This is a genomic window from Clostridium ganghwense (assembly GCF_026735165.1).
Lineage (GTDB): Bacteria > Bacillota > Clostridia > Clostridiales > Clostridiaceae > Clostridium_H > Clostridium_H ganghwense.
This window is the reverse complement of the sequence record NZ_JAPQES010000002.1, coordinates 141,100-164,842: the sequence shown is the minus strand read 5'-3', so window position 1 is coordinate 164,842 and position 23,743 is coordinate 141,100. Positions and strand designations below refer to the sequence as shown.

The following is a 23,743-nucleotide window of genomic DNA, read 5'->3' as shown; positions in this document are numbered from 1 at the left end:
AACCATGGGAGAATCATTAAATGGACTTAAGAGAACGATAATGTGCGGTGAGTTAAGAGAATCTAATGTTGGACAAAAGTGCGTAGTTATGGGATGGGTTCAAAGAAAAAGAAACTTAGGAGGATTAGTTTTTGTAGACCTAAGAGATAGAGAAGGTATTCTTCAAGTTGTATTTGGAGAAGAAATAAACAAGGAAGCTTTTGAAAAAGCAGACTTAGTTAAACCTGAATATTGTATAGCTGTTGAAGGTCAATTAGTAAGAAGACAATCTCCAAATGAAAATTTACCTACAGGAATGGTTGAACTTAAAGGTGAGAGCATAAAGATATTATCAGAATCAGAAACACCACCTATATACATAAAAGAAGATTTAGATACAGATGAAATGGTAAGATTAAAATATAGATATTTAGATCTTAGAAGACCAGATATGCAGAAAATTTTTATTACAAGACATAAAACTGCTAAGGTAGTAAGAAATTTCTTAGATGAAAACGGATTTTTAGAACTTGAAACTCCAATGCTTACTAAAAGTACTCCAGAAGGAGCAAGAGATTATATTGTTCCAAGCAGAAATTATCCAGGAATGTTTTATGCGCTACCTCAATCACCACAATTATTTAAACAATTATTAATGGTGTCTGGGTTTGATAAATATTTCCAAATAACTAAATGTTTTAGAGATGAAGATTTGAGAGCTAATAGACAACCTGAATTTACTCAAATAGATATGGAACTTTCATTTGTAGATATGGAAGATGTTATTGAATTAAATGAAAAGTTAATACAAAAGGTTTTTAAAGAAGTAGCTAATGTTGATGTTAAGTTACCAATACAAAGAATGCCATATAAAGAAGCTATGAATAAATATGGAAGTGATAAACCAGATTTAAGATTTGGTATGGAAATAAACGATCTTTCAGATGTAGTTAGAAATTGTGACTTTAAGGTATTTAAAGATGCGGTAGAAAATGGAGGCAGCGTAAGAGCTATAAAAGTTCCAAATTCAGCTGGTATGGGAAGAAAACAAATTGATAAATTAACAGAGTTTGTGAAGACATATAAAGCAAAAGGTCTTGCTTGGATAGCTTATAAAGAGGATGAAATAAAATCTCCTATAGCTAAGTTCTTAAAAGAGGAAGAAATACAAGGTATAATTGACAAGATCAATGCAGAAGTAGGAGATTTAATTTTAATTGTTGCTGATAAAGACAGTGTTGTATTACAATCACTTGGAGCACTAAGACTTGAAATGGCAAACAAATTAGAACTTCTAAAAGATAATAGTGAGTTTAGATTTGTATGGGTTACTGAATTCCCATTAGTATCTTACAATGAAGAAGAAGAAAGATACCAAGCAGAACATCATCCGTTCACAATGCCTATGGAAGAAGATATACCTTATCTAGAAAGCGATCCAGGAAGAGTAAGAGCAGAGGCATATGATATAGTATTAAATGGAGAAGAGCTTGGAGGAGGAAGTATTAGAATACATGATACGACTCTTCAAGAAAAGATGTTTAGAGTTCTTGGATTTACTAAGGAAAGTGCATGGGAAAGATTTGGGTTCTTGCTAGATGCATTTAAATTTGGACCTCCACCACACGGCGGATTAGCTTATGGATTTGATAGAATGATTATGTTCTTAGCTGGAACAGAAAATATAAAGGATGTTATAACATTCCCTAAAAATCAAAATGCTTTCTGTCCTTTAACTGAAGCTCCAAATGTAGTTGATGATAAGCAATTAGGAGAGTTAGGTATAGAGAAAAAGATAAATGAAAAATAATTTTACTGAAAAGTATTAATAATATTTGAAAATATAACATAATTTAAGTATAATATAAGTATAGAATAAATATGAAATTCCTGTTGTATTAGTAAAGTGAGTATATATTGACCCAACACTATTGAAAAAGGGAATCTAACTCTTTTGGTGGAATGAGACTTTAGTCATGTAATTAAAGTACAAGAAGCAAAAAGGTGATGCCCACCTGTTAGGGAACAGGTTCAACTATTACTTGCTATACGGTGCAGTGGGAATTTATTGTTTATTATCAGAAAACTAAGACCATTAAACAGAGCTTATCCTAGGATATGATTTGTTTGATGGTCTTATATTTTTAAAAATATATATAAATCCTTATGAATAATGAGATTGAATAAGGCAATGATAAATGATATAATATGTGTATGTAGTACCCGGTATGGGTATGATTGTTTTGTGATTACTAATAATAGGAGACGAAATTTATGGAAAAGAAAAAAGATACTAAAAGAGATATACAAGTAAGGCTTAGACGTATTGAAGGGCAAGTTAAAGGTATTGAAAAAATGATGGAAAATGAAGTTTGCTGTAAAGATATTTTAGTGCAGGTTGCAGCTGTAAGAGCAGCGATTAATAAAGTAGGTGCTCTTATACTTCAGAATTATGCTAAAAATTGTATGGCTTCAGATGAAGAAACTACACATGAACATAAAATTGAAGAATTAGTTTCAACTCTAACAATGTTTATGAAGTAATAAAAATGGCAATAATTCATATATAAATGAATTATTGCCATTTAAAATAATCAAGGTTTTGATTTTATATTTTTAATAGCAATTATAACATTTGTAATTGAAGCTACAAGTATAGTAGCTGCTGCTATGGAAACTGCAATACTTAATGTTTCTAACCCTAAACTTAAAGATTTATCAATGTTTCCTTTAATAGATTCAAGCATTGTATAATACATTCCAGAACCAGGTACTAAAGGGATAATGGCACAAATCATAAAGATAGTTACGGGAGCTTTTAAAACTCTTGCCATTATTTCAGAGTATATGCTTAATGCAATTGAAGCTAGAAACATTGCAAATATTTTAGAAGGAGAGTAAGTGAGGGTTAATAAATAGACGAACCAACCTACAGATCCACCTATAGAAGCAAAAAGTATATTTTTCCCTTTTATGTTAAATAAAACAGCAAAGCCTAATGTAGCAATTAAAGCGTACAATGAATTTAATACTATAGTAATCATTTAAAGATACCTCCAAAAGCTATAACCCATAATTTTATAACAAGACCTGAACCAATTGCTACGGCTATGGCAATAAAAAAAGCTTCTATTGCTCTAGATATTCCAGAAATCAGATCTCCAGCTATAGTATCTCTTATAGCGTTAGTTATAGCAAGTCCAGGCACGAGAAGCATGATGGAGCCAATTATTATTTTATCTTCACTATGACCCAAATTAAATTTCACACTGATTAAAGCAATTAAAGCTGCTACTGCACCCCCTAGGGAATTAATAAAAAATTCATTTATTCGTATGTTGTTTAAAGCAGTAGATAGGATTTTAATGATTGCTCCTATAACTAATGAAACAAGAAAGTCTTGTACACTTCCTCCGAAAACGAGAGTAAAAAATCCTGCGGCAAAGGAGGCGGCAACAATTAGAACTTTAGATTTATGTCCAGAAGTAGAATTTATTTCTTTAAGTTTGGATTCTACACAATCTAAAGTAAGCTTTTTAGGAATAATAGATCGTGACAAATCATTGACCATACAAACTTTTTCTAAATTTACTGTTCGACTATTTATTCTTCGTACAAGTGAAATTGTTTGATTATTTTGGTCAGTAATTGAAATCATTATACCTGTAGGAGTAACAAAGCTATCGGCTTTTTTTATATTAAAGGCATAGCATATTCTAAGCATTGTTTCTTCTACTCTGTAAGTTTCTCCACCACTTTGGAGTATGATTGTTCCAGCTTCAGCAGCTATGTGAAGTATTTTATGACTTCTGTTCATATTTAGAGAATCCTTTCTAATCAATAGTCTAGTAGTAATTTTACAAAGTTATTATAACATAATTATTCATTTAGTTGATATTTTCGCAATAAAATTTTATAATTTAATCAATATTTTTAAAAAAAGGAGGTTTTATAATGAATTTTGATAATTTAAAAGTTTTTGATCAGGATATTTATAATATTATTGAAGAGGAAACTAAAAGACAAAATGATAATATTGAGCTTATAGCTTCAGAAAATTTTACAAGTAGAGCTGTAATGGAAGCGATGGGTTCACAACTTACAAATAAATATGCAGAAGGATATCCAAATAAAAGGTATTATGGAGGATGTCATGTTGTAGATAAAGCAGAAGAGTTAGCTAGGAAGAGATTAAAAAAGCTTTTTGATGCCGAACATGCAAATGTTCAACCTCATTCAGGTTCTCAAGCTAATATGGCTGTATATCTTTCCGTTTTAGAGCCCGGTGATACAATATTAGGAATGGATTTAAGTCATGGGGGACACTTAACACATGGAAGTCCGGTTAATTTTTCAGGAAAGTTATTTAAATTTGCATCTTACGGTGTAAGTAAAAAAACTGGAATGATAGATTATGATGAGTTGAGAAGACTTGCTTTTGAGCATAAACCCAAAATGATAGTTGCTGGTGCTAGTGCTTATTCAAGAATAATAGATTTTGAAGTAATTAAATCAATTTGTGATGAAGTGGGAGCCTACTTTATGGTGGATATGGCTCATATAGCAGGTCTTATAGCTGTAGAAGAACATCCTTCACCAGTACCTTATGCTGATTTTGTTACAACAACTACGCATAAAACTTTAAGAGGACCAAGAGGAGGAGCTATACTTTGCAAAGAAAAATATGCAAAAGCAATAGATAAAGCTATTTTTCCGGGAATACAAGGGGGACCGTTATTACATATAATTGCTGCAAAAGCAGTTTGCTTCGGAGAAGCTTTAAAAGAGGACTACAAAGAATATATTAAACAAGTTGTAAAGAATGCAAAGGTTCTTGAAGAAGAACTAAAGAAATTCAATTTCAAAATTGTTTCAGGAGGAACAGATAATCACTTACTTCTTATAGATTTAACAAATAAAGATATTACAGGAAAAGAAGCTGAAGCACTTTTAGATAGTGTAGGAATTACAGTAAATAAGAATACTATTCCTTTTGAAACTAGAAGTCCTTTTGTAACTAGTGGTATAAGAATAGGTACTCCAGCCGTCACAACTAGAGGATTTAAAGAGATAGAGATGAAAGAAATAGCTTATCTAATAAATTATGTAATAGAAAATAGAGATAAAGATTTAAGTAAAGTAAAAGATAAGGTTGAAGAAATTTGCAAAAGACATCCACTTTATGAATAAAAAAAATTAAAGCCTAAAGTTAGAATTTATCTAACTTTAGGCTTATTTTTGTTTAAATTTAACCTCTTTTTTAGAAAATAACAATTATTATTTGTTATAAGAAAATTTTAAACAATAATGTTTTTCAAGTTGTAATAATTACATTTAATGATTATAATTATTCATAAATAATTCCTATTTAATAAAAAAATAATGAAAATTAAAGATATATAGCAATAAAATAGTATATTTAAAGAAAAATAGGTATATATTACAAAAACTATTTTTACATTATATTGAAATAAATGTTAAAATAATACCTGGGAGTTACAGACAAATAAAGTTCTTTAAATATTTCTAAGAAATCCAATATCTCTAGAGAAAGTTAGACAAGTTATATAAAGAACATATTTGGATAAGAGTATGACTATTGGTTAAACTAAAATAGTAATAAATTTATTTCAAGATGTATTAAATTTGTAAAATAACTTGCTGTAAATATACAATAAGTTACATATGGGTACAGCAGGTAAAATAAATATAGAAAGGGGTATACAAATGGCAAAAATGAAAACAATGGATGGTAATACTGCAGCAGCATACGTTTCCTATGCTTTTACAGATGTAGCTGCAATTTTCCCAATTACACCATCTTCACCAATGGCAGAACATGTTGATGAATGGGCTTCACAAGGAAAGAAAAACATATTTGGGCAAACTGTAAAAGTTATGGAAATGCAATCAGAAGGAGGAGCTTCTGGAGCAGTCCATGGTTCTCTACAAAGTGGAGCATTAACTACAACTTATACTGCATCTCAAGGTTTGTTATTAATGATTCCTAATATGTATAAAATTTCAGGAGAACTTTTACCAAGTGTATTCCACGTAAGTGCAAGAGCTCTTGCTGCACAGGCGCTTTCAATATTTGGAGATCATTCTGATGTAATGTCTGCAAGACAAACTGGATTTGCTTTACTTGCTTCAAGTAGTGTTCAACAAGCAATGGATTTAGGAGCAGTAGCACATTTAGCTTCAATAAAAGGAAAAGTTCCATTTTTACATTTCTTTGATGGATTTAGAACATCACATGAAATTCAAAAAATTGAAATATTAGATTATAATGATTTAGAGAAATTGGTGGATAAAGAAGCTATTAAAGCATTTAGAACCAATGCTTTGAATCCAAACCACCCAGTAACAAGAGGTACAGCTCAAAACCCTGATATATATTTCCAATCTAGAGAAGCTTCAAATAAATTCTATGATGCTTTACCAGCAATAGTTGAAAAATATATGAATGATATTAATACATTAACTGGTAGAGATTATAAGTTATTTAATTATCATGGGGCTCCAGATGCTGAGAGAATAATAATAGCAATGGGTTCTGGATGCGATACAGTAGAAGAAACAGTTGACTACTTAAATGCAAGGGGGGAAAAAGTAGGATATATAAATGTTCACTTATATAGACCTTTCTCAATAAAACATTTCATGGATGCTATGCCAAAAACTGTTAAGAGAATAGCAGTTTTAGATAGAACAAAGGAACCGGGATCAGTTGGAGAACCGCTATATCAAGATGTAAGAACTGCATTTTATGATTCTGAAATTAAACCAATGATAGTTGGTGGAAGATATGGTCTTGGATCAAAAGAAACTACACCTGGACATATTGCTGGAGTATTTGAAAATCTTAAAGCTAACAATCCCAAAAATGGATTTACTATAGGAATAACTGATGATGTTACTCATACATCATTAGAAGCTGTTTCTGGAATAGATGTAATACCAGAAGGAACTACAGCTTGTAAATTCTGGGGATTAGGTTCAGATGGTACTGTTGGTGCTAATAAGAGTGCAATTAAAATTATCGGAGATTATACAGATATGTATGCTCAAGGATATTTTTCATATGACTCTAAGAAATCAGGGGGAGTTACAGTATCACATTTAAGATTTGGTAAAAATCCAATTAAATCCCCTTATTTAATTCTTTCTCCACACTTTGTAGCTTGTCATAATCAATCATACGTAGATAAGTACGATGTGATTAAAGGATTAAGAGATAACGGAACATTCTTATTAAATTGCATTTGGAATAAAGATGCGATTGAACAACATTTACCTGCATGTGTTAAAAAATACATTGCTGACCATAATATAAATTTCTATACAATAGATGCTGTTAAAATAGCTCAAGAAATTGGTCTCGGTGGAAGAATTAATATGATTATGCAAGCTGCTTTCTTTAAGCTAGCTAACATAATACCGGTAGAAGATGCTGTCAAATACTTAAAAGAAGCTGTTGTTACTTCATATGGTAAAAAAGGTGAAAAAGTTGTTAATATGAATAATGCAGCTATAGATAAAGGAATAGAAGCTTTAGTTAAAATAGAAGTACCTGAAAGCTGGAAGAATGAGGAAGAAAAAGTAGAGGTAGAAAGAGATGTTCCTGCATTTATAAAAAATATAGCAGATGTAATGAATAGACAAGAGGGAGATAATCTTCCAGTAAGTGCGTTCAATGGCATAGAAGATGGAACATTCCCAGCAGGAACTGCTGCGTATGAAAAAAGAGGAATTGCTGTTAATATTCCAGAATGGAAATTAGATAATTGTATACAATGTAATCAATGTTCATATGTATGTCCTCATTCAGTAATAAGACCATTTTTATTAACAGAAGAGGAATATAATAATAAACCAGCAGATTTTAAAGCTGTTGAAGCTAAAGGAATTAAAGGGGAAAAAATGTACTATTCAATGGCTATTAGTGCTCTTGACTGTACTGGTTGTGGAAATTGTGCACAAATTTGTCCAGCGCCAGCTAAAGCATTAGTTATGCAGCCAGCTCATACTCAGTTAAAAGAACAAGCTAACTGGGATCATGCACTAACATTGAGTAAAAAACAAAATCCAATGAGTAAGTATACTGTAAAAGGTAGCCAATTTGAAAAACCATTATTTGAATTTAGTGGAGCATGTGCAGGTTGTGGTGAAACTCCATATGCTAAACTTATAACTCAATTATTTGGTGACAGAATGATTGTAGCTAATGCTACAGGATGTTCATCTATTTGGGGTGGATCAGCACCTACAACACCATATACAGTTAATGAAAAAGGTCAAGGTCCTGCTTGGGCTAACTCATTATTTGAAGATAATGCTGAATACGGTCTTGGAATGTTCTTAGGAACTGCTCAAATAAGAGATAAAATTGCATTGTTGTCTGATAAAGCTATGAATGAAAATATTAGTGAAGCCTTGAGAAATGCTCTAAAAGAATGGAAAGAAAATATGGCAGAAGGGGAAGGCTCAAAAGCTGCTGTCGAAAAATTATTACCATTACTTGAATCTGAAAAAGGAAAGAGTCCTGTAGTTGCTGAAATAGCAGAAAATAAAGATTATTTAGTAAAACAATCTCAATGGATAATAGGTGGAGATGGTTGGGCTTATGACATTGGATATGGTGGATTGGATCATGTACTTGCATCAGGAGAAGATGTAAATGTGTTAGTAGTGGATACAGAGGTTTACTCCAATACAGGAGGTCAATCATCTAAATCAACTCCAACTTCTGCAATAGCTAAATTTGCAGCAGGTGGTAAAAGGACTAAGAAGAAAGATCTTGGTATGATGGCTATGAGCTATGGATATGTATATGTAGCTCAAATATCCATGGGTGCTGATAAAAATCAAACATTAAAAGCTATTAAAGAAGCGGAAGCATATAAGGGACCATCTTTGATTATTGCATATGCACCATGTATAAACCATGGTATAAAACTTGGTATGGGATGCAGCCAATTAGAACAAAAGAAAGCTGTTGATTGCGGATATTGGTCACTTTATAGATATAATCCAGAACTTAAGAATGAAGGTAAAAATCCATTTAGCTTAGATTCTAAAGAACCTACTACATCTTTCAGAGATTTCTTGTTAGGTGAAGTGAGATTTGCTTCATTGCAAAAAGTACATCCTGAACTTGCAGAAGAGTTATATAAGAAGACAGAAAAGGATGCTATGGAAAGATTAGAAAGTTATAGAAAACTTGCTGCACAAAAATAGACAGTACAAGTAACAAAAGGAAGAACTTCTAAATATAAATTTTAGGAGTTCTTTTTTTAAAAAAACATGAAAACCATTTAACTGCAAGAAAAATGAATAAAATAATAAAATATATTGCAATTGTTTGATAAATTTGATATTATAGATTTTAAATTCACTTATATTATTTTATATTTTTATAAAAGAGAAAGGGGCAATTATATGAAAGAAAGAGAAAATTGGGGGTCCAAGATTGGATTGATTTTAGCTATGTCAGGTAATGCTATAGGTCTTGGGAACTTTTGGAGGTTTCCATATCAAGCAGCAAAAAATGGTGGAGGCGCATTTATGCTGCCATATGTTATTGCGTTGTTTGTTTTGGGTATACCAATAATTTTAGTAGAATGGATGCAGGGAAGATATGGCGGAAAGTATGGACACGGCACAATAGGATATATGGTTTACCTGCAATCAAGAGAAAAAATAAAACCTAAAAGAGCAGCTATTTTAGGCTCCATTTGTGGAATGATTGTAATTGGAGTTACTGTACTTGTAAATTCATATTATAATCACATCATAGGATGGACATTAGGATATGGAATTTTTACAGCTGCAGGAAAAACTATGGATGCAAATGTTTCAACAGGGGATTTCTTTGTAAACTATGTTACAAGTCCTGGTCCTGTATTTATATTTTGGATTATTAGTTTAGGGTTTTTGGCTTTGGCAGTTACAAGAGGAATACAAAAGGGTATAGAAGCATGGGCTAAGTTAATGATGCCTATACTTTATGTTTTTGGATTTATATTAATTTTTAAATCAGTTACAATAGGAGCTCCAGTAAAACCTGAATGGTCAGCTCTAAAAGGATTAGATTATTTATGGTCACCTAGATGGAGTGAATTAAGTTGGCAAACTGCATTGGCTGCTAGTGGACAGATTTTCTTTACGTTGTCTCTTGGAATGGGAATTATTCAAAATTATGCTTCATATATAAAAGAAGATGATGATATAGTATTATCTTCTTTAACAACAGTCGGGCTTAATGAATTTGCAGAAGTAATATTAGGTGGTACAATAGTAATTCCTATATGTTACGCATTCTTAGGTGCAGAAGGCTTGAGTCAAAGTATAGGCCTTACTTTTATATCATTACCGAATATATTTAGAGCAGTAAATGGTGGAAGAGCTATAGGTACATTATGGTTTATATTATTGTTCTGTGCAGGTATTACTTCAGCTATAGCAATGTATAATTATATTGTTGCTATTTTAGAAGAAGACATGGGTTTTACAAGAAAAAAAGCATCAATTTTAGTTTTTGCTTTGTATATTATAGTAGGACTTCCTGTGGGACTTGAGCAGATAATTACAAAAACAGCTGGATTTGCATATTTTTCTGAAGTTGATAACTGGGTTGGAACGTATTTCTTAGTTATCATGGGTCTTATAGAGATAGTGGTAACAGGATGGTTAATGAAAGATTCTTTCCTAGACGAAATAAACAGAGGGGCTTATTGGAAATTACCAAGTTGGGTATATAATGTAGTTATAAAATTTATTACCCCTATATCAATTCTGCTGCTTTTGATTGGATCAACTATGGATTATATAAAACAAGGATATTTTAAACTAGTTCCAGATTTTGTAGCTAAAACTCCAGAGTTAGTGCCTTGGGTTAATGGGGCTAGAATTATAATTATTATAGTATTTACTTTAGGGTTTATAGGAACTTATAGAAGTATTAAAAAAGTGTATGGTGAGGAATTAGAAAGTAATTCTGTTATAATTAAAAAATAAAAGAAATATGGAGGTGGAAGTATGTCTTCCAGTGCTGCAATTTTTATGGGAACATTTTGGGTTTTAATATTAGGTTTTTGTGCAATAACTTTAACATCTTTAATAAAACACCAAAATAAACGATAAAAATATTTAGTACGATTAAAGTGGGTGTTAAAAATGCAAAATATAAATATGAGTAGAGGAAAACAAATAAGCAAAACATCATTGTTAATTACATTAGTTTCAGCTTTATTTTTGGCTTTATCGCCACCATATTTGGGGGCTTTATTACCTTTGATTTTTGTAATTCCTATTTACATGGCTATACATGGTGTTAAGGCTGGAAAGAAAAGTGGTATGTATATTTCTCTTGGAATTCTACCTTTAGCATTTGCGGTATCAGTACTATGGATAAATTACTTTTTGGCAGTATATAAGAATTTACATGGTGAATTTTTGAGTATGAGTTCTCAGTATCACATTTCTCTATTCGCAGCTAAAATTTTAATTTTGGGAGCTTTTACGTTAAGTTTTATTCTTGGAATATTAAGTATAATATCTTTTATATTTATAATGAAGAATAGAAAAAACTTCAAATAATCTAATGTACTTCCATGGTATGAACTCACTAGTTTATATATAGTTTCTTTACACAAACTATATATAAGTGAAAGGAGAGGAGTGAATATCTATGAGAAGGATGAATAGGCTTGCAAGAAGAATGAGAAGAATGATGAAAAATATTAGAAGAATGTTTTAAAATAACTATAAAAACATGCAGAGTTTTTAAAGAAAATTTTGCATGTTTTTTTGTATTTACGAAAAAATTGCAAAAAGTGCTTTTAATATTTTAGAATTAAGGGTAAAATAGAAATATTACTGTTATATTATAAATATATACATTAAAAGACAGTTTAGGAGGTATAAAATGGATAAGGAAAAATTACATGATTGTGGATGTGAAGAAGAATCAAGCTGCGGCTGCGGATGTGGTTGTGGAGAGCATGAACATGAAGCTCTTAGAGTAGAATTAGAAGATGAAAATGGAAATACGGTTCCGTGCGAAGTTGTAGATGGATTTGAATATAAAGATAATGAATATGCTCTTGTACAGAATCCAGAAGATGGTTCAGTATACCTATTCAAAGTTATTGGCGAAGGTGATGAAGGGGAGCTTGTTGTTCCAGATGATGAAGAATTCAAGGAAGTTACAGCTTATTACGAATCTCTATTAGAAAATGAAGAAGAGTAATTGAAAAAAAGTCGTTGCAATAGCATCGACTTTTTTAAAATAGAGTTATAATAACAGTAGAGGTGGTCAGATGGAAAAGGTAGCTATATTTGATGTGGATTTTACACTTACTAAAAGAGAAACTTTTATTGAGTTGTATATATTTATGATTAGAAAAAATCCAAGATTGATAAAACACATACCAAGAAATTTAAAAACAGCATTTTTTTATTTATTCAAGATTTATGATGCAGCAAAAGCAAAGCAAGCTTTTGGAAGATTTTTAAATGGTATTCATGAAGAGAAAATGAAGAAGGTAGTAAAAGAATTTTATGAAAAAAGATTAAGTAAAATTTTATATAAAGATGCTATAGATACTATAAAAAAATTAAAAAATGAAGGTTGCAAGATATATTTGATATCAGCTTCCCCTGAGATATATTTAAGTGAGTTATACAATATAAAAGAAGTCGATAAAATTATTGGGACAAAATTAAAGTGTGAAAATGGAGTGTATAGTAGTATAATAGAGGGAGAAAACTGTAAGGGAGAGGAAAAAGTTAGAAGGTTAAAAGAAGTTTTAGAAAAAGAAAATATAGAAGTAAACTTCAAGGAATCCTATATGTTTTCTGATTCTTTATCGGATTTACCTCTGTTTAAACTTGTTGGCAATCCGTATTTAATTAATTATAAGGGGAGACGTAACAAAAATAAAGATAATATAAAGATATTAACATGGAAGTAAAAGGGGGAATTTTTATGGGTGAATGTTATAGCGAAAAATTTATTTGCAATAATGAGGTTGAGTCTTGTGAAGAATTTAGTAACGATTTTGTAAATAAAGGAAAATCTTTATATGAAGTTATTAGAATAATTAAAGGGGTTCCTTTATTTTTAGAGGATCATTTACAAAGATTAGAAAATTCAGCATCAATTACAGGACTAGAGCTTTGGTTAAATAAAAGTGAAATTAAAAGTAATATTGAAGAATTGTGTAGAGTAAATAATGTATTTGAAGGCAATGTAAAGATTGTATTTAATCATAGAGATGAGAATGAAAAGGATTTTTTAATGTATTTTATTAAACATAATTATCCTACTGAAGATATGTACAAAAATGGAGTTTATACTACTTTGTATCATGCTGAAAGAGAAAATCCTAATGCTAAAGTTATTAATACAAACCTTAGAGAAGCTACAAATAAAATAATAAAAGAAAAGGGAGTATTTGAAGCGATTTTAGTAGATGATAATGGCTATATAACTGAAGGAAGTAGGTCTACTATTTTCATGATTAAAGGGAATAAAATTTTTACATCTCCACTAAAAGCTGTGCTTCCAGGAATAACTAGAAAGTATGTTGTGAAAGTATGTAATGAGTTAGGAAAAGAGATAGAAGAAAAAGAGATATATTATAAAGATATAAAAGAACTAGATGGACTTTTTGTTTGTGGTACCTCACCTAAAGTTCTTCCTATATCCAGAGTAGATGAAAATAAATATAATCCTAATAATGATATTGTTCAGCAAATAAAAAAGGGGTATGATAAAGTTATACAGGAATATGTAGAAAACAATTAAATTATTGTACTGCTCTTATAGGAGGAAGAGGATTGATGTATGTAATTAAAAAAGTACTAAATAATAATGTGGTTATAGCAGAAAAGGAAGATGGAGAAGTAATATTAGTAGGTAAGGCTATTGGCTTTGATTTTAAAAAAAAGATGTCTATACCACAAGATAGAATCAAGAGTGTTTTTATAAAACAGAAGGGTGAAAGAGGACATAACTACGAAAGATTATTACAAAAAATTGATAATGAAGTTATTGGAATATCAGAAGAAATAATATCTTTAGCGGAAAAGGAATTAAATGTTAAATTAAATGAAGCTATACATCTTTCGTTAGCAGATCATATTAACTTTGCTTTTCAGAGAATAAAAAAAGGAGTGAAGATTGAAAATCCTTTTTACAATGAGTTGAAAATATTATATCCTAAAGAATTTGAAATTGCTCAAAAAGCTTTAGAAATGATAAATGTACGATTTGAACATAAGTTACCAGAAGATGAAGTCGGATTTATATGTTTACATATTAGAGCAGCTATAATGGAACAAGATGTTAGTAGATCTTTAGCTTATACAAAAAAAATAAAAGAAATAATGGGACTTATATCAAAGCTGTTAAGGAAAAAACTTGATATTAACTCCTTTCAATATATAAGAACTCTTACTCATATTAATTTTATGATAGAAAGAGTTAGAGACAATAAAACAATAAAAAATGATTTGCTTGATAGCATAAAAAAAGAATTATATAATGAGTACTCTATAGCAATAAAAGTTGCACTGAAAATTGAAGATATTTTTAATATAAAAGTTCCTGAAGATGAAATTGGATATATTGCACTTCATTTAAGAAGGCTTTGTGAAGATTAGAGCTGTGTTACTATGAAATTAGGCACGAGCTTTAAAGGTAGGCTTACTGTAGCCATATCTTTAAGTTCGTGCATTTTTTTACGATAATTTTTGTGAAATATTTTTTATGTTTAGCTAATTATATTAATGAACACTATGTAAAATATAAATCTTTAAAAAGTATATTAGAAGAAAGGAAGATAAAAATGAATAAAAGTAAAGGCGGAAAGTTTTTTGCTGTGCTGCAGAAAATAGGTAAATCATTGATGCTTCCAGTTTCTGTTTTACCAGCAGCAGGAATTCTGCTAAGACTGGGGCAAAATGACTTATTAGGTCAATATGGAGCGGTATTTCAAAATTTAGCAACTGCTGGAGATGCTATTTTTGGTAATTTGCCCATTATTTTTGCAGTTGGAGTAGCAATAGGGTTTTCAGGTGGAGAGGCGGTTGCTGCTCTAGCTGCGGTAGTAGGACAATTAATTTTACAAGCAATAATAAAAGCTACTGGTTCTAGATTAGATATCACCATAAATATGGGCATTTTTGGTGGAATTGTGGTAGGGCTTATAGCTGCAATTCTTTATAATAAATATCATAATATAAAGCTTCCTCAAGTTTTAGGTTTCTTCGGCGGAAAGAGATTTGTACCTATCATAACTTCTGTAGCGGCACTAATATTTGCAGTGATAGGTGTAACTATTTGGCCCACAATTCAAAATAGTATAGATGTTTTTGCTAAATGGGCAAGTACATCTATTTTAGGACCAGCATTTTATGCAGGTGGAAAGAGGTTACTCATTCCAGTAGGACTTCATCACATGTATTATCCACCGTTCTTATTTCAATTTGGTGAGTTTGTATCAAATGGAGTGACGTATTTTGGAGATTCAGCTAGATATTTTCATGGAGATCCTACTGCAGGAGTATTTATGGCTGCAGAATATCCTATATTAATGTTCGGACTTCCGGGAGCAGCACTTGCTATGATAGCAGCATCAAAACCAGAAAATAGAAGGAAAATTTCAGGTATGTTGATTTCAGCAGCTTTTGTATCATTTTTAACTGGTATAACAGAACCTATTGAATTCTCATTTATATTCGTTGCACCAATATTATTTGTGTTTCATGTGCTTGCAGCTTTTGCGTCAGGTATTATAACAAGTTTATTAAAGATAAGACTAGGATATACTTTTTCCGCATCAGCTATAGATTATGTCTTAGGGTTTAAATTTGCAGGACATCCATGGCTTATATGGGTTGTAGGTATAGCATTTTTCACATTATACTTTGCAATTTTTTATTTTACAATTAAAGCAAAAGATATAAAAACTCCTGGAAGAGAAGATAAAGAAGAGTATGATGTTCAATCAGTAAACGCTAAAGGAAGTGATAAAGCAGCTAGAGTTATAGAAGCTGTTGGCGGTAAAGATAATATTGAAGCGATAGATGCGTGTATAACAAGATTAAGAATGACTTTAAAAGACTCTTCTGCGGTGGATAAAAAAGCTTTAAAAGCATTAGGCGCGGCAGGTATTTTAAAAGCTGCAGATAGTATTCAAGCAATCTTTGGTACAGATGCAGAGAAGATAAAGGATGATATTAAAGATATAATTGCTAGAAGGGGCTTTTATGAATGGAATGGTAAAGAGGAGGCTGCAGTTGAAGATAATGAAAGGGATTTTATGGAAAAATCAGCTATTCAAATTCAAAATCCTATAAATGGTAAAATAATCACGATCGATAAAGTGCCAGATGAGGTATTTGCAGAGAAATTATTAGGGGATGGTTTTGCTATTAAACCAGAAGGAAATAAGGTTTTTTCACCAATAGATGGAGAAATTGCAGTATTGTTTCCCACTAAACATGCTATAGCGATTAATAGTGAAAAAGGATTAGAAATTCTTGTTCACATAGGCATAGATACTGTAAGGTTGAATGGACAAGGATTTACAACTTATGTTGAAAAAGGAGATAAGGTTAAAAAAGGAGATTTGTTAATTTCTTTTGATGAAGTTATAGTTAAAGAAAAAGCAAAAAGCTTAATAACTCCAGTTATAGTAACAAATATGGAGAAAGTATTAGAAATATATGTACAATATGGTGATAAAGTTAGTGGAGAATTAGTGGCTATGGTTAAAACGAAATAAAAGAATGTTGCTCTGCAACATTCTTTTATTTCGTTTTAATAATTATAATAAAATACCATATAAAGTATATAAATAAAATAACGATAAATCTATTAAAGCATTGTATAATAATATGGTATACTTTTATTAGAATAAAAAGTATAGGGGGGAATTTCTTGAATAAAAAGGTTTTTTCAGGTAAAACATTGGAAGCGTGTTTAGAATTAGCAAGTTCTCAATTAAACATTTCAAAAGAGGATATTAAATATAAAATAATTGAAGAAAAACGAGGGCTTTTTAAAAGAAAAATTACTATTTCTATTGAATTTGAAGAGAAAAAAAAAGAAAAGAAAGAAAATAAAAATGGAAGTATAAGAGTTGAAAATGGTATAATAATAGTTAAAAATCCTAAAGAAGGTGGACAACCAGCATCTATAAGAAATTCCAATAATATTACAGTTATGGTTGATAATGTTGAGGTGAATGGTAAAAAAGAAGTATATGAAGATAGCAATATTGAGGTATTTTTTGGCGAAAATACTGCCGAAAGAAGAATAAATATAAATTTAAGTCCTGATAAAATGAAGGCTTTTATAAATATTAAATATATTCCTGAAAATATATATGTTGTTCAGGATTCATTAGAAGTTTTTCAATTAAGCCCTGAAAGAAAAATCGCGAAGCAAATATACCCTGAGTTTTATACTGAACAAGAAATTAAAGAACAATTAAACACAAGTGGAATTAAATTTGGTATAATAGAAGACAATATAGCAAAATCCACCAAAATGGAAGAAGTAAGCAATTTGCTGATAGCGCAGGGAGAAGAAGTTATAGAGAGCATTGACGATAAAATTCAGATTAATTTTAGTACCGAAAGAGAAACCGAACAGTTAGAACAAGATAATAAAGGTAGAGTAGATTATAAGTGTATAGGACATGTTAAATCAGTTCAAAAAGGTGAAGTTTTAGCTGTTAGACACGAAGGTAAAAACGGAAAAGATGGTATAGATGTAAAAGGTACAGTAAAAAGGCATAAGGTAGCTAAAAAAATTCAGCTGCAAGTAGGTGAAGACTGTGAATTTAAAGATGAGAATACTGTTGTTGCATCTATGGAAGGGAAGCCTTCAGTAAAAGGTACTTTATTTAGTGTTCATCAGGTACATGAAGTGAAAAGTGATGTGGATTTAAAAACAGGAAATATTGAATTTATTGGAGATGTGATTATTCATGGAAGTGTTAAAGAAGGAATGCAAGTTAATGCAGGACATGATTTGTTTATTAATAAACATGTAGAAAGTGCAAAAATATCATCAAAAAGTGATATGGAGGTAAGAGGGCATGTTATTAATTCTACACTTAGTTCTGGTGGAGAAGATATAATAAAACTTAATAAGATGAAGAAGTTAGAAAAATTAAATTCAGCGTTAGTAGAACTTATTAAGAGTGTAGAACAAGTTAAAAAATTAAATCTTTTAGGGAAAAATGTACATGATGGAGAAATAATAAAAGTACTCATTGAAAATAAATTTAAACATATAACTGGAATTTGTAATGATTATGTAAAATTAATACAAGGTAATGCCAATAACGAAGAAATAAAACTAGCAAGTGTAATAAAGCAAAAATTGATGGGATTTGCACCAATTAGTATAAAGCATTATTCTGAGCTAAATGTTTTAATAGAACTTATAAATGAAAATATACAAATATTTAGAGGGATTTTAGCAGTTCCAGTTGATATGAAAATAGGTTATTGTCAGGATTCAACTTTAAAAAGTTCAGGGAATATTATAATTACTGGCAAGGGTGAGTATGTTTCAGAAATAATAGCTCATGAAAGTATAGAATTTACAAATCCTACAAGTGTTGCAAGGGGTGGTATTATAAAAGCTAAAAATGAGATTAAGTGTAAAAAAGTTGGAAGTGAAGGGGGAGTATCTACTAAACTTATCGTTGAACCTGGTGGCAATATATGGGTAGGAACTGCTTACCAGAATACTTGCTTCATTATAGGAGGAAGAGAATATACGCTAGATAGTGCAAGTAAAGATATTCACGCATATTTGAATTCTGAAAATGAATTAGTAGTAGATAAATTTGTACTATAGAGGAGGATGGCTATATGAATGAAAAAGAAATTAAAATTTTAATATTTAATATAAATGATCAATATTATGCTACTGATATTATGGAGGTAGAAAGAATTTTAGGGTATGAAGAACCTACAAAGCTTCCAGATTCTCCTGAATTTATAGAGGGAGTAATAAATTACGAAGGAAATATACTTCCAATAATGAGTTTGGCTAAAAAGTTTAATATACCATATAATAATACTGGTGATGAAGCAAAAATTATAGTAGCCAAACAAGGAGAATCAAAAATAGGTATAATTGTTGATGTGGTTTCAGAAGTTTGTGATGTTAAAATGGAAAATATCGAAGAACCACCTGAAATTGTAGCTGGAATTGCTAAAAGATATATAAAAGGATTGATCAAAATAAATAAACAAATAATAATCTTCTTAAATATTTCAACTATATTAACTCAAGAAGAAAAAGAATTAATTTTGAAATAAGGTGCTACTTATGAATAAAAATGATATTAGAGTAGGAATTGCAGATCTTAATACTGCTTCACCACCAAAAAAACTTATAACAGTTGGATTAGGTTCTTGCATAGGAATAGTCCTTTATGATACTTCAAGAAAAATAGGTGGGCTTGCCCATATTATGCTTCCGGATAGTACTCAATTTACTAAGGTCAATAATCCTATGAAATTTGCAGATCTTGCTATTCCTTTACTTCTAAAAAAAATGGAAAAAGAGGGAGCTATTAAAAGAAATTTAATAGCCAAAATAGCTGGTGGAGCTTCAATGTTTAATTTTTCAGATAAAAGTATGATTATGGATATTGGAAATAGAAATAGTATTTCTGTAAAAAAAGTTTTAAAAGAGATGTCTATTCCTATAATTAGTGAAGAAACAGGTGGGAACAAAGGAAGAACTATGATTTTTGATACTGAAAATGGAATTGTTCAAATTAAAACAGTGGGAATGGGAATTAAAGAAATATAATGGAGTGATTCTAATTTGGATAAAATTAAAGTTATAGTAGTTGATGATTCAGCTTTGATGAGAAAAATTGTTTCAGATATCATTAATTCAAATAATGATATGGAAGTTATAAACACGTCAAGAAATGGCGAGGATTTATTTAAAAAATTAAGTAGAGAAAAACCGGATGTTATAACATTGGATGTTGAAATGCCTAAAATGGACGGTATAACTACTTTAAAGAAAATGAAAGAAGAAAAATATAATATACCTGTTATAATGCTTAGTAGTATCTCTAAACGAGGAACAGCATTAACAATGGAATGTTTAGAAAATGGAGCTTTTGATTTTATACCTAAACCATCAGGAGCTATATCTTTAGATATAGAAAAGGTAGGAGAAGAACTTAAAAGCAAAATTAAACTAGCTTATAGTAAAAATATTTATAAAGAAAAAAGTACTTCATTAAAAAAAGATCGTAAATTGCAAAAAGAAAACGTTGCATCAGTATCAGAAAAAAATAAAAAAATAAATGCTGTGGTTATTGGTGCATCAACAGGAGGGCCTAAAGCTCTCTATAAAGTGGTTACTCAATTACCAGCAGATATTGGTGTTCCGGTATTTATTGTTCAACACATGCCAGTAGGCTTTACTAAAGCCTTTGCTGAACGGCTTGATTCAAATAGTAAAATTAAGGTGAAAGAGGCAAGTGAAGGTGACAATGTAGAAAAGAATGTTGTATACATTGCACCTGGAGGATTTCATATGGAAGTGGGAGCAGATAAGAAGATTCACTTAAATACAGAACCACCTATATGGGGAGTTAGACCAGCAGTGGATAAATTATTTGTATCTGCTTCAATGATTTATGGAAAGTACCTTTTAAGTGTAGTGTTAACTGGTATGGGAAAAGATGGTGCACAAGGTACAGCTGTAATTAAGGAAAATGGGGGTGTTACTATTTCAGAAGATAAGTCCACTTGTACTATATATGGAATGCCTAAAGCAGCTTATGAAACTGGAAAAGTGGATGAAGTACTTCCTATTAATGAAATTGCATCAATAATAGTTAAAAATACAAAGGAAGCTAGGGGATAAAATATGAATTTAGAGGATTTTAAAAAATGGGTTTTAAAAGAATTTAAAATAGATTTATCTGCTTATAAATCAAATCAGTTGCATAGAAGAATCTTAAGCTTGATGTCTAGAGTAGGAGTGAGTTCTGTAGATGAATATGTTAATCTTCTAAAAAAGGATCAAAGTCAAAGACAAAAATTTCTTGATTTTATAACTATAAATGTAACAGAATTTTTTAGAAATCCAGAAATTTTTGAAGAACTAAGAAAGAAAATTGAAAATGACCTAATACCTAGAGAAAAGAATTTAAAGATATGGAGTGCCGCATGCTCAATTGGTGCTGAGCCATATTCAATAGCTTTGATTTTGAATAATTTAAAAGTAAAAGGTAGACACAATATTTTAGCAACTGATATAGATAAAAGTATTTTGGAAAGAGCTAAAAAAGGTGAATATGTAAATTCAGAAATAAAAAATGTAAAAAAAGAATATATACAAAAATATTTTACTAAAGTAAACGATAAATATATTATTGATTCTAAAATAAAAAATATGGTAACTTTTAAGAAACATGATCTCATACTTGATAATTATGAGAAAGGATTTGACTTAATAGTTTGCAGAAATGTAGTAATATATTTTAATCAAGATATAAAAAATGAAATATATAGAAAGTTCAGTGAATCCTTAAAGAAAGGAGGACTCCTTTTTGTAGGAGCAACTGAAAGTATATATAATTATAAAGACTATGGTTTTGAAAAAGCTTCTACGTTTATATACAAGAAACTATAAGGAGGGAAAAGCGTGGATACATCACAATATTTATCAATGTTTCTTGAAGAATCAATGGATAATCTTCAGACTTTAAATGAGTCTTTATTACAGTTAGAACAAGAACCAGATGATATAGATAAGCTAAATGAAATTTTTAGAGTGGCACATACAATAAAGGGTATGGCAGCTACGATGGGATTTAATGAAATGGCTGAACTTACTCATAAAATGGAGGATGTTCTATCTCAATTTAGAGAAGGTAAACTAAAAGTTACACAAAAAGTTGTAACTGTCCTTTTTAAATGCCTTGATACACTAGAGCAAATGGTCAATAATATAGCTGAAGGAATAGAAGAAAATATTTCTATAAATGAAATAATGGATAATTTGGAACAAATTGCTCAGGGCAAAGAAGGTAATGATGAAGAAGAAACTAAAGAAATTGCAAAAGAAGAAGTGAATGTGACTATTGAAGCTTCAGATAATGCTTTTATAGAAATGAATGAATATGATATTAATATTGTTAAACAAGCATTAGATAAAGGCTTTGAAGCATATCAAATTAAAGTAGTTTTAGACGAAAATACTCTTTTGAAATCTGCTAGAGCATTTTTGATTTTTAAAGGTTTAGAGGAATTTGGTGAGGTTGTGAAATGCATACCATCAGCAGATGATTTAGAAAATGAAAATTTTGATTTGGACATTGATATGATTTATTTAACTCATAAAAGCAAAGAAGAAATTTATGATGTTTTAATAAATATATCTGAAGTTGCAAAAGTTATAGTCGATAATGTAAATGTGAAAGAAAATAAAGCCGCTGGTAATGAACAAAAACCAGAAGTAAAACAAGAAGTAAAAGTAGAGACGAAACAGGAGACAAAAACAAAACAAACTCCAATTAAACCAAAAGAAGTAGAGAAAAAACCTGTAGAAAGAAAACAGCATAAGAAGGTACATCAATCTGTAAGAGTAGATTTAGAAAGACTTGATAAATTTATGAATATGGTTTCAGAACTTGTTATTCATAGAACTAGATTGGAACAGATAAGCTCTAATTATAGGTCAACTGAATTAAATGAAACTTTAGAACAAGTTGCTAGAACTACTTCAGATTTGCAAGACCTTGTTATGAAAATAAGAATGCTTCCATTAGAAACTGTATTTAACAGATTCCCAAGAATGGTAAGAGATTTGTCAGTGGAACTTGATAAAGATATTGAGTTTATAGTTAAAGGTCAAGACACTGAACTTGATAGAACAGTTATAGACGAAATAGGAGAACCGCTAATTCATCTTATTAGAAATGCAGCAGATCATGGAATTGAAAGTAAGGAAGATAGAATAGCTAGGGGTAAAAAACCAACAGGAACTATTAAGCTTATAGCTTATCAAGAAGGAACAAAAGCTATAATAAAAGTTGAAGATGATGGTGCTGGAATTGACGTTGAAAAGGTTAGAGCAAAGGCTGAAAAAGTTGGTATAAGTACTGAAGGTATGAGTGAATCAGACATTAAAAATCTTATTTTTGCACAAGGCTTTAGTACTAATGAAGAAGTTACGGATATATCAGGTAGAGGGGTAGGTATGGATGTAGTTAAGACCAAGATAAGCTCCCTAGGTGGTACAGTTGATGTTACAAGTGAGATTGACAAAGGTACTTCTTTTATTATAACATTACCATTGACACTTCAAATTATACAAGCGTTACTTGTTAAGGTTGGAAATGAAACTATGGCTATTTCACTAGGATATATTGATAGAGTTATAGATTACAAAGAAGAGGAAGTAATGAAAACAGACAATAAAGAAGTTATTGTTTATAATGAAAATGTAATTCCTCTTATAAGAGTTTATGAAAAGTTAGGACTTGAAAAATCCAATAGCAATAAAAACTATATTGTAATTGTTAAAGTTGGAGAGAAAACAGTTGGACTTTTAGTTGATGGATTATTAGGACAACAAGAAACAGTAATAAAACCTTTAGGAAAAACATTAAAGGCATTAAAAGAATATATAGGGGCAACTATATATGGTGATGGATTAGTTACTTTAATACTTGATGTTGCAGCTTTGATATAA

The 23,743-nt window shown here is 30.3% G+C and carries 19 protein-coding genes and 1 other RNA gene; 18 read left to right on the top strand and 2 right to left on the bottom strand.

The window, feature by feature from the left end; all coding sequences use genetic code 11:
* Positions 1–4: 4 nt before the first annotated feature.
* From aspS to OXH55_RS07385, 3 genes are all read left to right on the top strand, one after another.
* Positions 5–1,789: an aspartate--tRNA ligase gene (aspS, locus tag OXH55_RS07395; RefSeq protein WP_268049190.1), complete on the top strand. Its 1,785-nt coding sequence runs from the start codon at positions 5–7 to the stop codon at positions 1,787–1,789.
* A 74-nt stretch (positions 1,790–1,863) separates the two neighbouring features.
* Positions 1,864–2,047: non-coding RNA, 6S RNA (ssrS, locus tag OXH55_RS07390), on the top strand.
* A 206-nt stretch (positions 2,048–2,253) separates the two neighbouring features.
* Positions 2,254–2,523, top strand: a complete 270-nt coding sequence (locus OXH55_RS07385) for a metal-sensitive transcriptional regulator (RefSeq protein ID WP_268049189.1) — start codon at positions 2,254–2,256, stop codon at positions 2,521–2,523.
* Positions 2,524–2,573: 50 nt separating this feature from the next.
* Here the strand turns inward: OXH55_RS07385 and OXH55_RS07380 are convergent, their stop codons facing one another.
* Positions 2,574–3,023, bottom strand: a complete 450-nt coding sequence (locus OXH55_RS07380; RefSeq protein WP_272508987.1) for a threonine/serine exporter family protein — start codon at positions 3,021–3,023, stop codon at positions 2,574–2,576.
* The gene (locus OXH55_RS07375; RefSeq protein WP_268049188.1) at positions 3,020–3,796 is read right to left on the bottom strand and encodes a threonine/serine exporter family protein; all 777 of its coding nucleotides are present in this window, start codon (positions 3,794–3,796) and stop codon (positions 3,020–3,022) included. The genes OXH55_RS07380 and OXH55_RS07375 overlap by 4 nt, the downstream gene beginning before the upstream one ends.
* A 137-nt stretch (positions 3,797–3,933) precedes the next feature.
* Between OXH55_RS07375 and glyA the strand changes: the two genes are divergently transcribed.
* The 15 genes from glyA to OXH55_RS07300 all read left to right on the top strand — a co-directional run bounded on the left by glyA (position 3,934) and on the right by OXH55_RS07300 (position 23,743).
* Complete coding sequence (gene glyA / locus OXH55_RS07370; protein ID WP_268049187.1) at positions 3,934–5,169, top strand: serine hydroxymethyltransferase; 1,236 nt, start codon at positions 3,934–3,936, stop codon at positions 5,167–5,169.
* Between the two features lie 537 nt (positions 5,170–5,706).
* Positions 5,707–9,219, top strand: a complete 3,513-nt coding sequence (gene nifJ, locus OXH55_RS07365) for a pyruvate:ferredoxin (flavodoxin) oxidoreductase (RefSeq protein ID WP_268049186.1) — start codon at positions 5,707–5,709, stop codon at positions 9,217–9,219.
* Positions 9,220–9,420: 201 nt separating this feature from the next.
* Positions 9,421–10,998 (top strand): sodium:neurotransmitter symporter family protein, encoded by a 1,578-nt coding sequence (locus tag OXH55_RS07360; protein ID WP_268049185.1) that lies wholly within the window; start codon positions 9,421–9,423, stop codon positions 10,996–10,998.
* Between the two features lie 159 nt (positions 10,999–11,157).
* Complete coding sequence (locus tag OXH55_RS07355; RefSeq protein ID WP_268049184.1) at positions 11,158–11,580, top strand: hypothetical protein; 423 nt, start codon at positions 11,158–11,160, stop codon at positions 11,578–11,580.
* A gap of 328 nt (positions 11,581–11,908) precedes the next feature.
* Entirely contained in the window at positions 11,909–12,232 is a 324-nt protein-coding gene (locus tag OXH55_RS07350) for a DUF1292 domain-containing protein (RefSeq protein WP_268049183.1), read from the top strand.
* Between the two features lie 70 nt (positions 12,233–12,302).
* Positions 12,303–12,956 carry an HAD-IB family hydrolase gene (locus tag OXH55_RS07345; RefSeq protein ID WP_268049182.1) on the top strand — a complete coding sequence of 218 codons (654 nt, stop codon included), beginning with the start codon at positions 12,303–12,305 and terminating at the stop codon, positions 12,954–12,956.
* 14 nt (positions 12,957–12,970) lie between these two features.
* On the top strand, positions 12,971–13,792 hold the full coding sequence (locus OXH55_RS07340) for an aminotransferase class IV (RefSeq protein WP_268049181.1): 822 nt from the start codon (positions 12,971–12,973) through the stop codon (positions 13,790–13,792).
* Positions 13,793–13,827: 35 nt separating this feature from the next.
* Positions 13,828–14,649: a PRD domain-containing protein gene (locus OXH55_RS07335; RefSeq protein WP_268049641.1), complete on the top strand. Its 822-nt coding sequence runs from the start codon at positions 13,828–13,830 to the stop codon at positions 14,647–14,649.
* A 185-nt stretch (positions 14,650–14,834) separates the two neighbouring features.
* On the top strand, positions 14,835–16,775 hold the full coding sequence (locus OXH55_RS07330) for a glucose PTS transporter subunit IIA (RefSeq protein WP_268049180.1): 1,941 nt from the start codon (positions 14,835–14,837) through the stop codon (positions 16,773–16,775).
* A 155-nt stretch (positions 16,776–16,930) separates the two neighbouring features.
* Complete coding sequence (locus OXH55_RS07325; protein ID WP_268049179.1) at positions 16,931–18,865, top strand: flagellar assembly protein A; 1,935 nt, start codon at positions 16,931–16,933, stop codon at positions 18,863–18,865.
* Positions 18,866–18,879: 14 nt separating this feature from the next.
* Positions 18,880–19,332, top strand: coding sequence for a chemotaxis protein CheW (locus OXH55_RS07320; RefSeq protein WP_268049178.1), 453 nt, complete (start codon positions 18,880–18,882; stop codon positions 19,330–19,332).
* A gap of 10 nt (positions 19,333–19,342) precedes the next feature.
* Complete coding sequence (locus OXH55_RS07315) at positions 19,343–19,831, top strand: chemotaxis protein CheD (RefSeq protein ID WP_268049177.1); 489 nt, start codon at positions 19,343–19,345, stop codon at positions 19,829–19,831.
* 15 nt (positions 19,832–19,846) lie between these two features.
* Entirely contained in the window at positions 19,847–20,908 is a 1,062-nt protein-coding gene (locus OXH55_RS07310; protein WP_268049176.1) for a protein-glutamate methylesterase/protein-glutamine glutaminase, read from the top strand.
* Between the two features lie 3 nt (positions 20,909–20,911).
* Positions 20,912–21,679: a CheR family methyltransferase gene (locus tag OXH55_RS07305; protein ID WP_268049175.1), complete on the top strand. Its 768-nt coding sequence runs from the start codon at positions 20,912–20,914 to the stop codon at positions 21,677–21,679.
* A gap of 12 nt (positions 21,680–21,691) precedes the next feature.
* Positions 21,692–23,743 carry a chemotaxis protein CheW gene (locus tag OXH55_RS07300; RefSeq protein ID WP_268049174.1) on the top strand — a complete coding sequence of 684 codons (2,052 nt, stop codon included), beginning with the start codon at positions 21,692–21,694 and terminating at the stop codon, positions 23,741–23,743.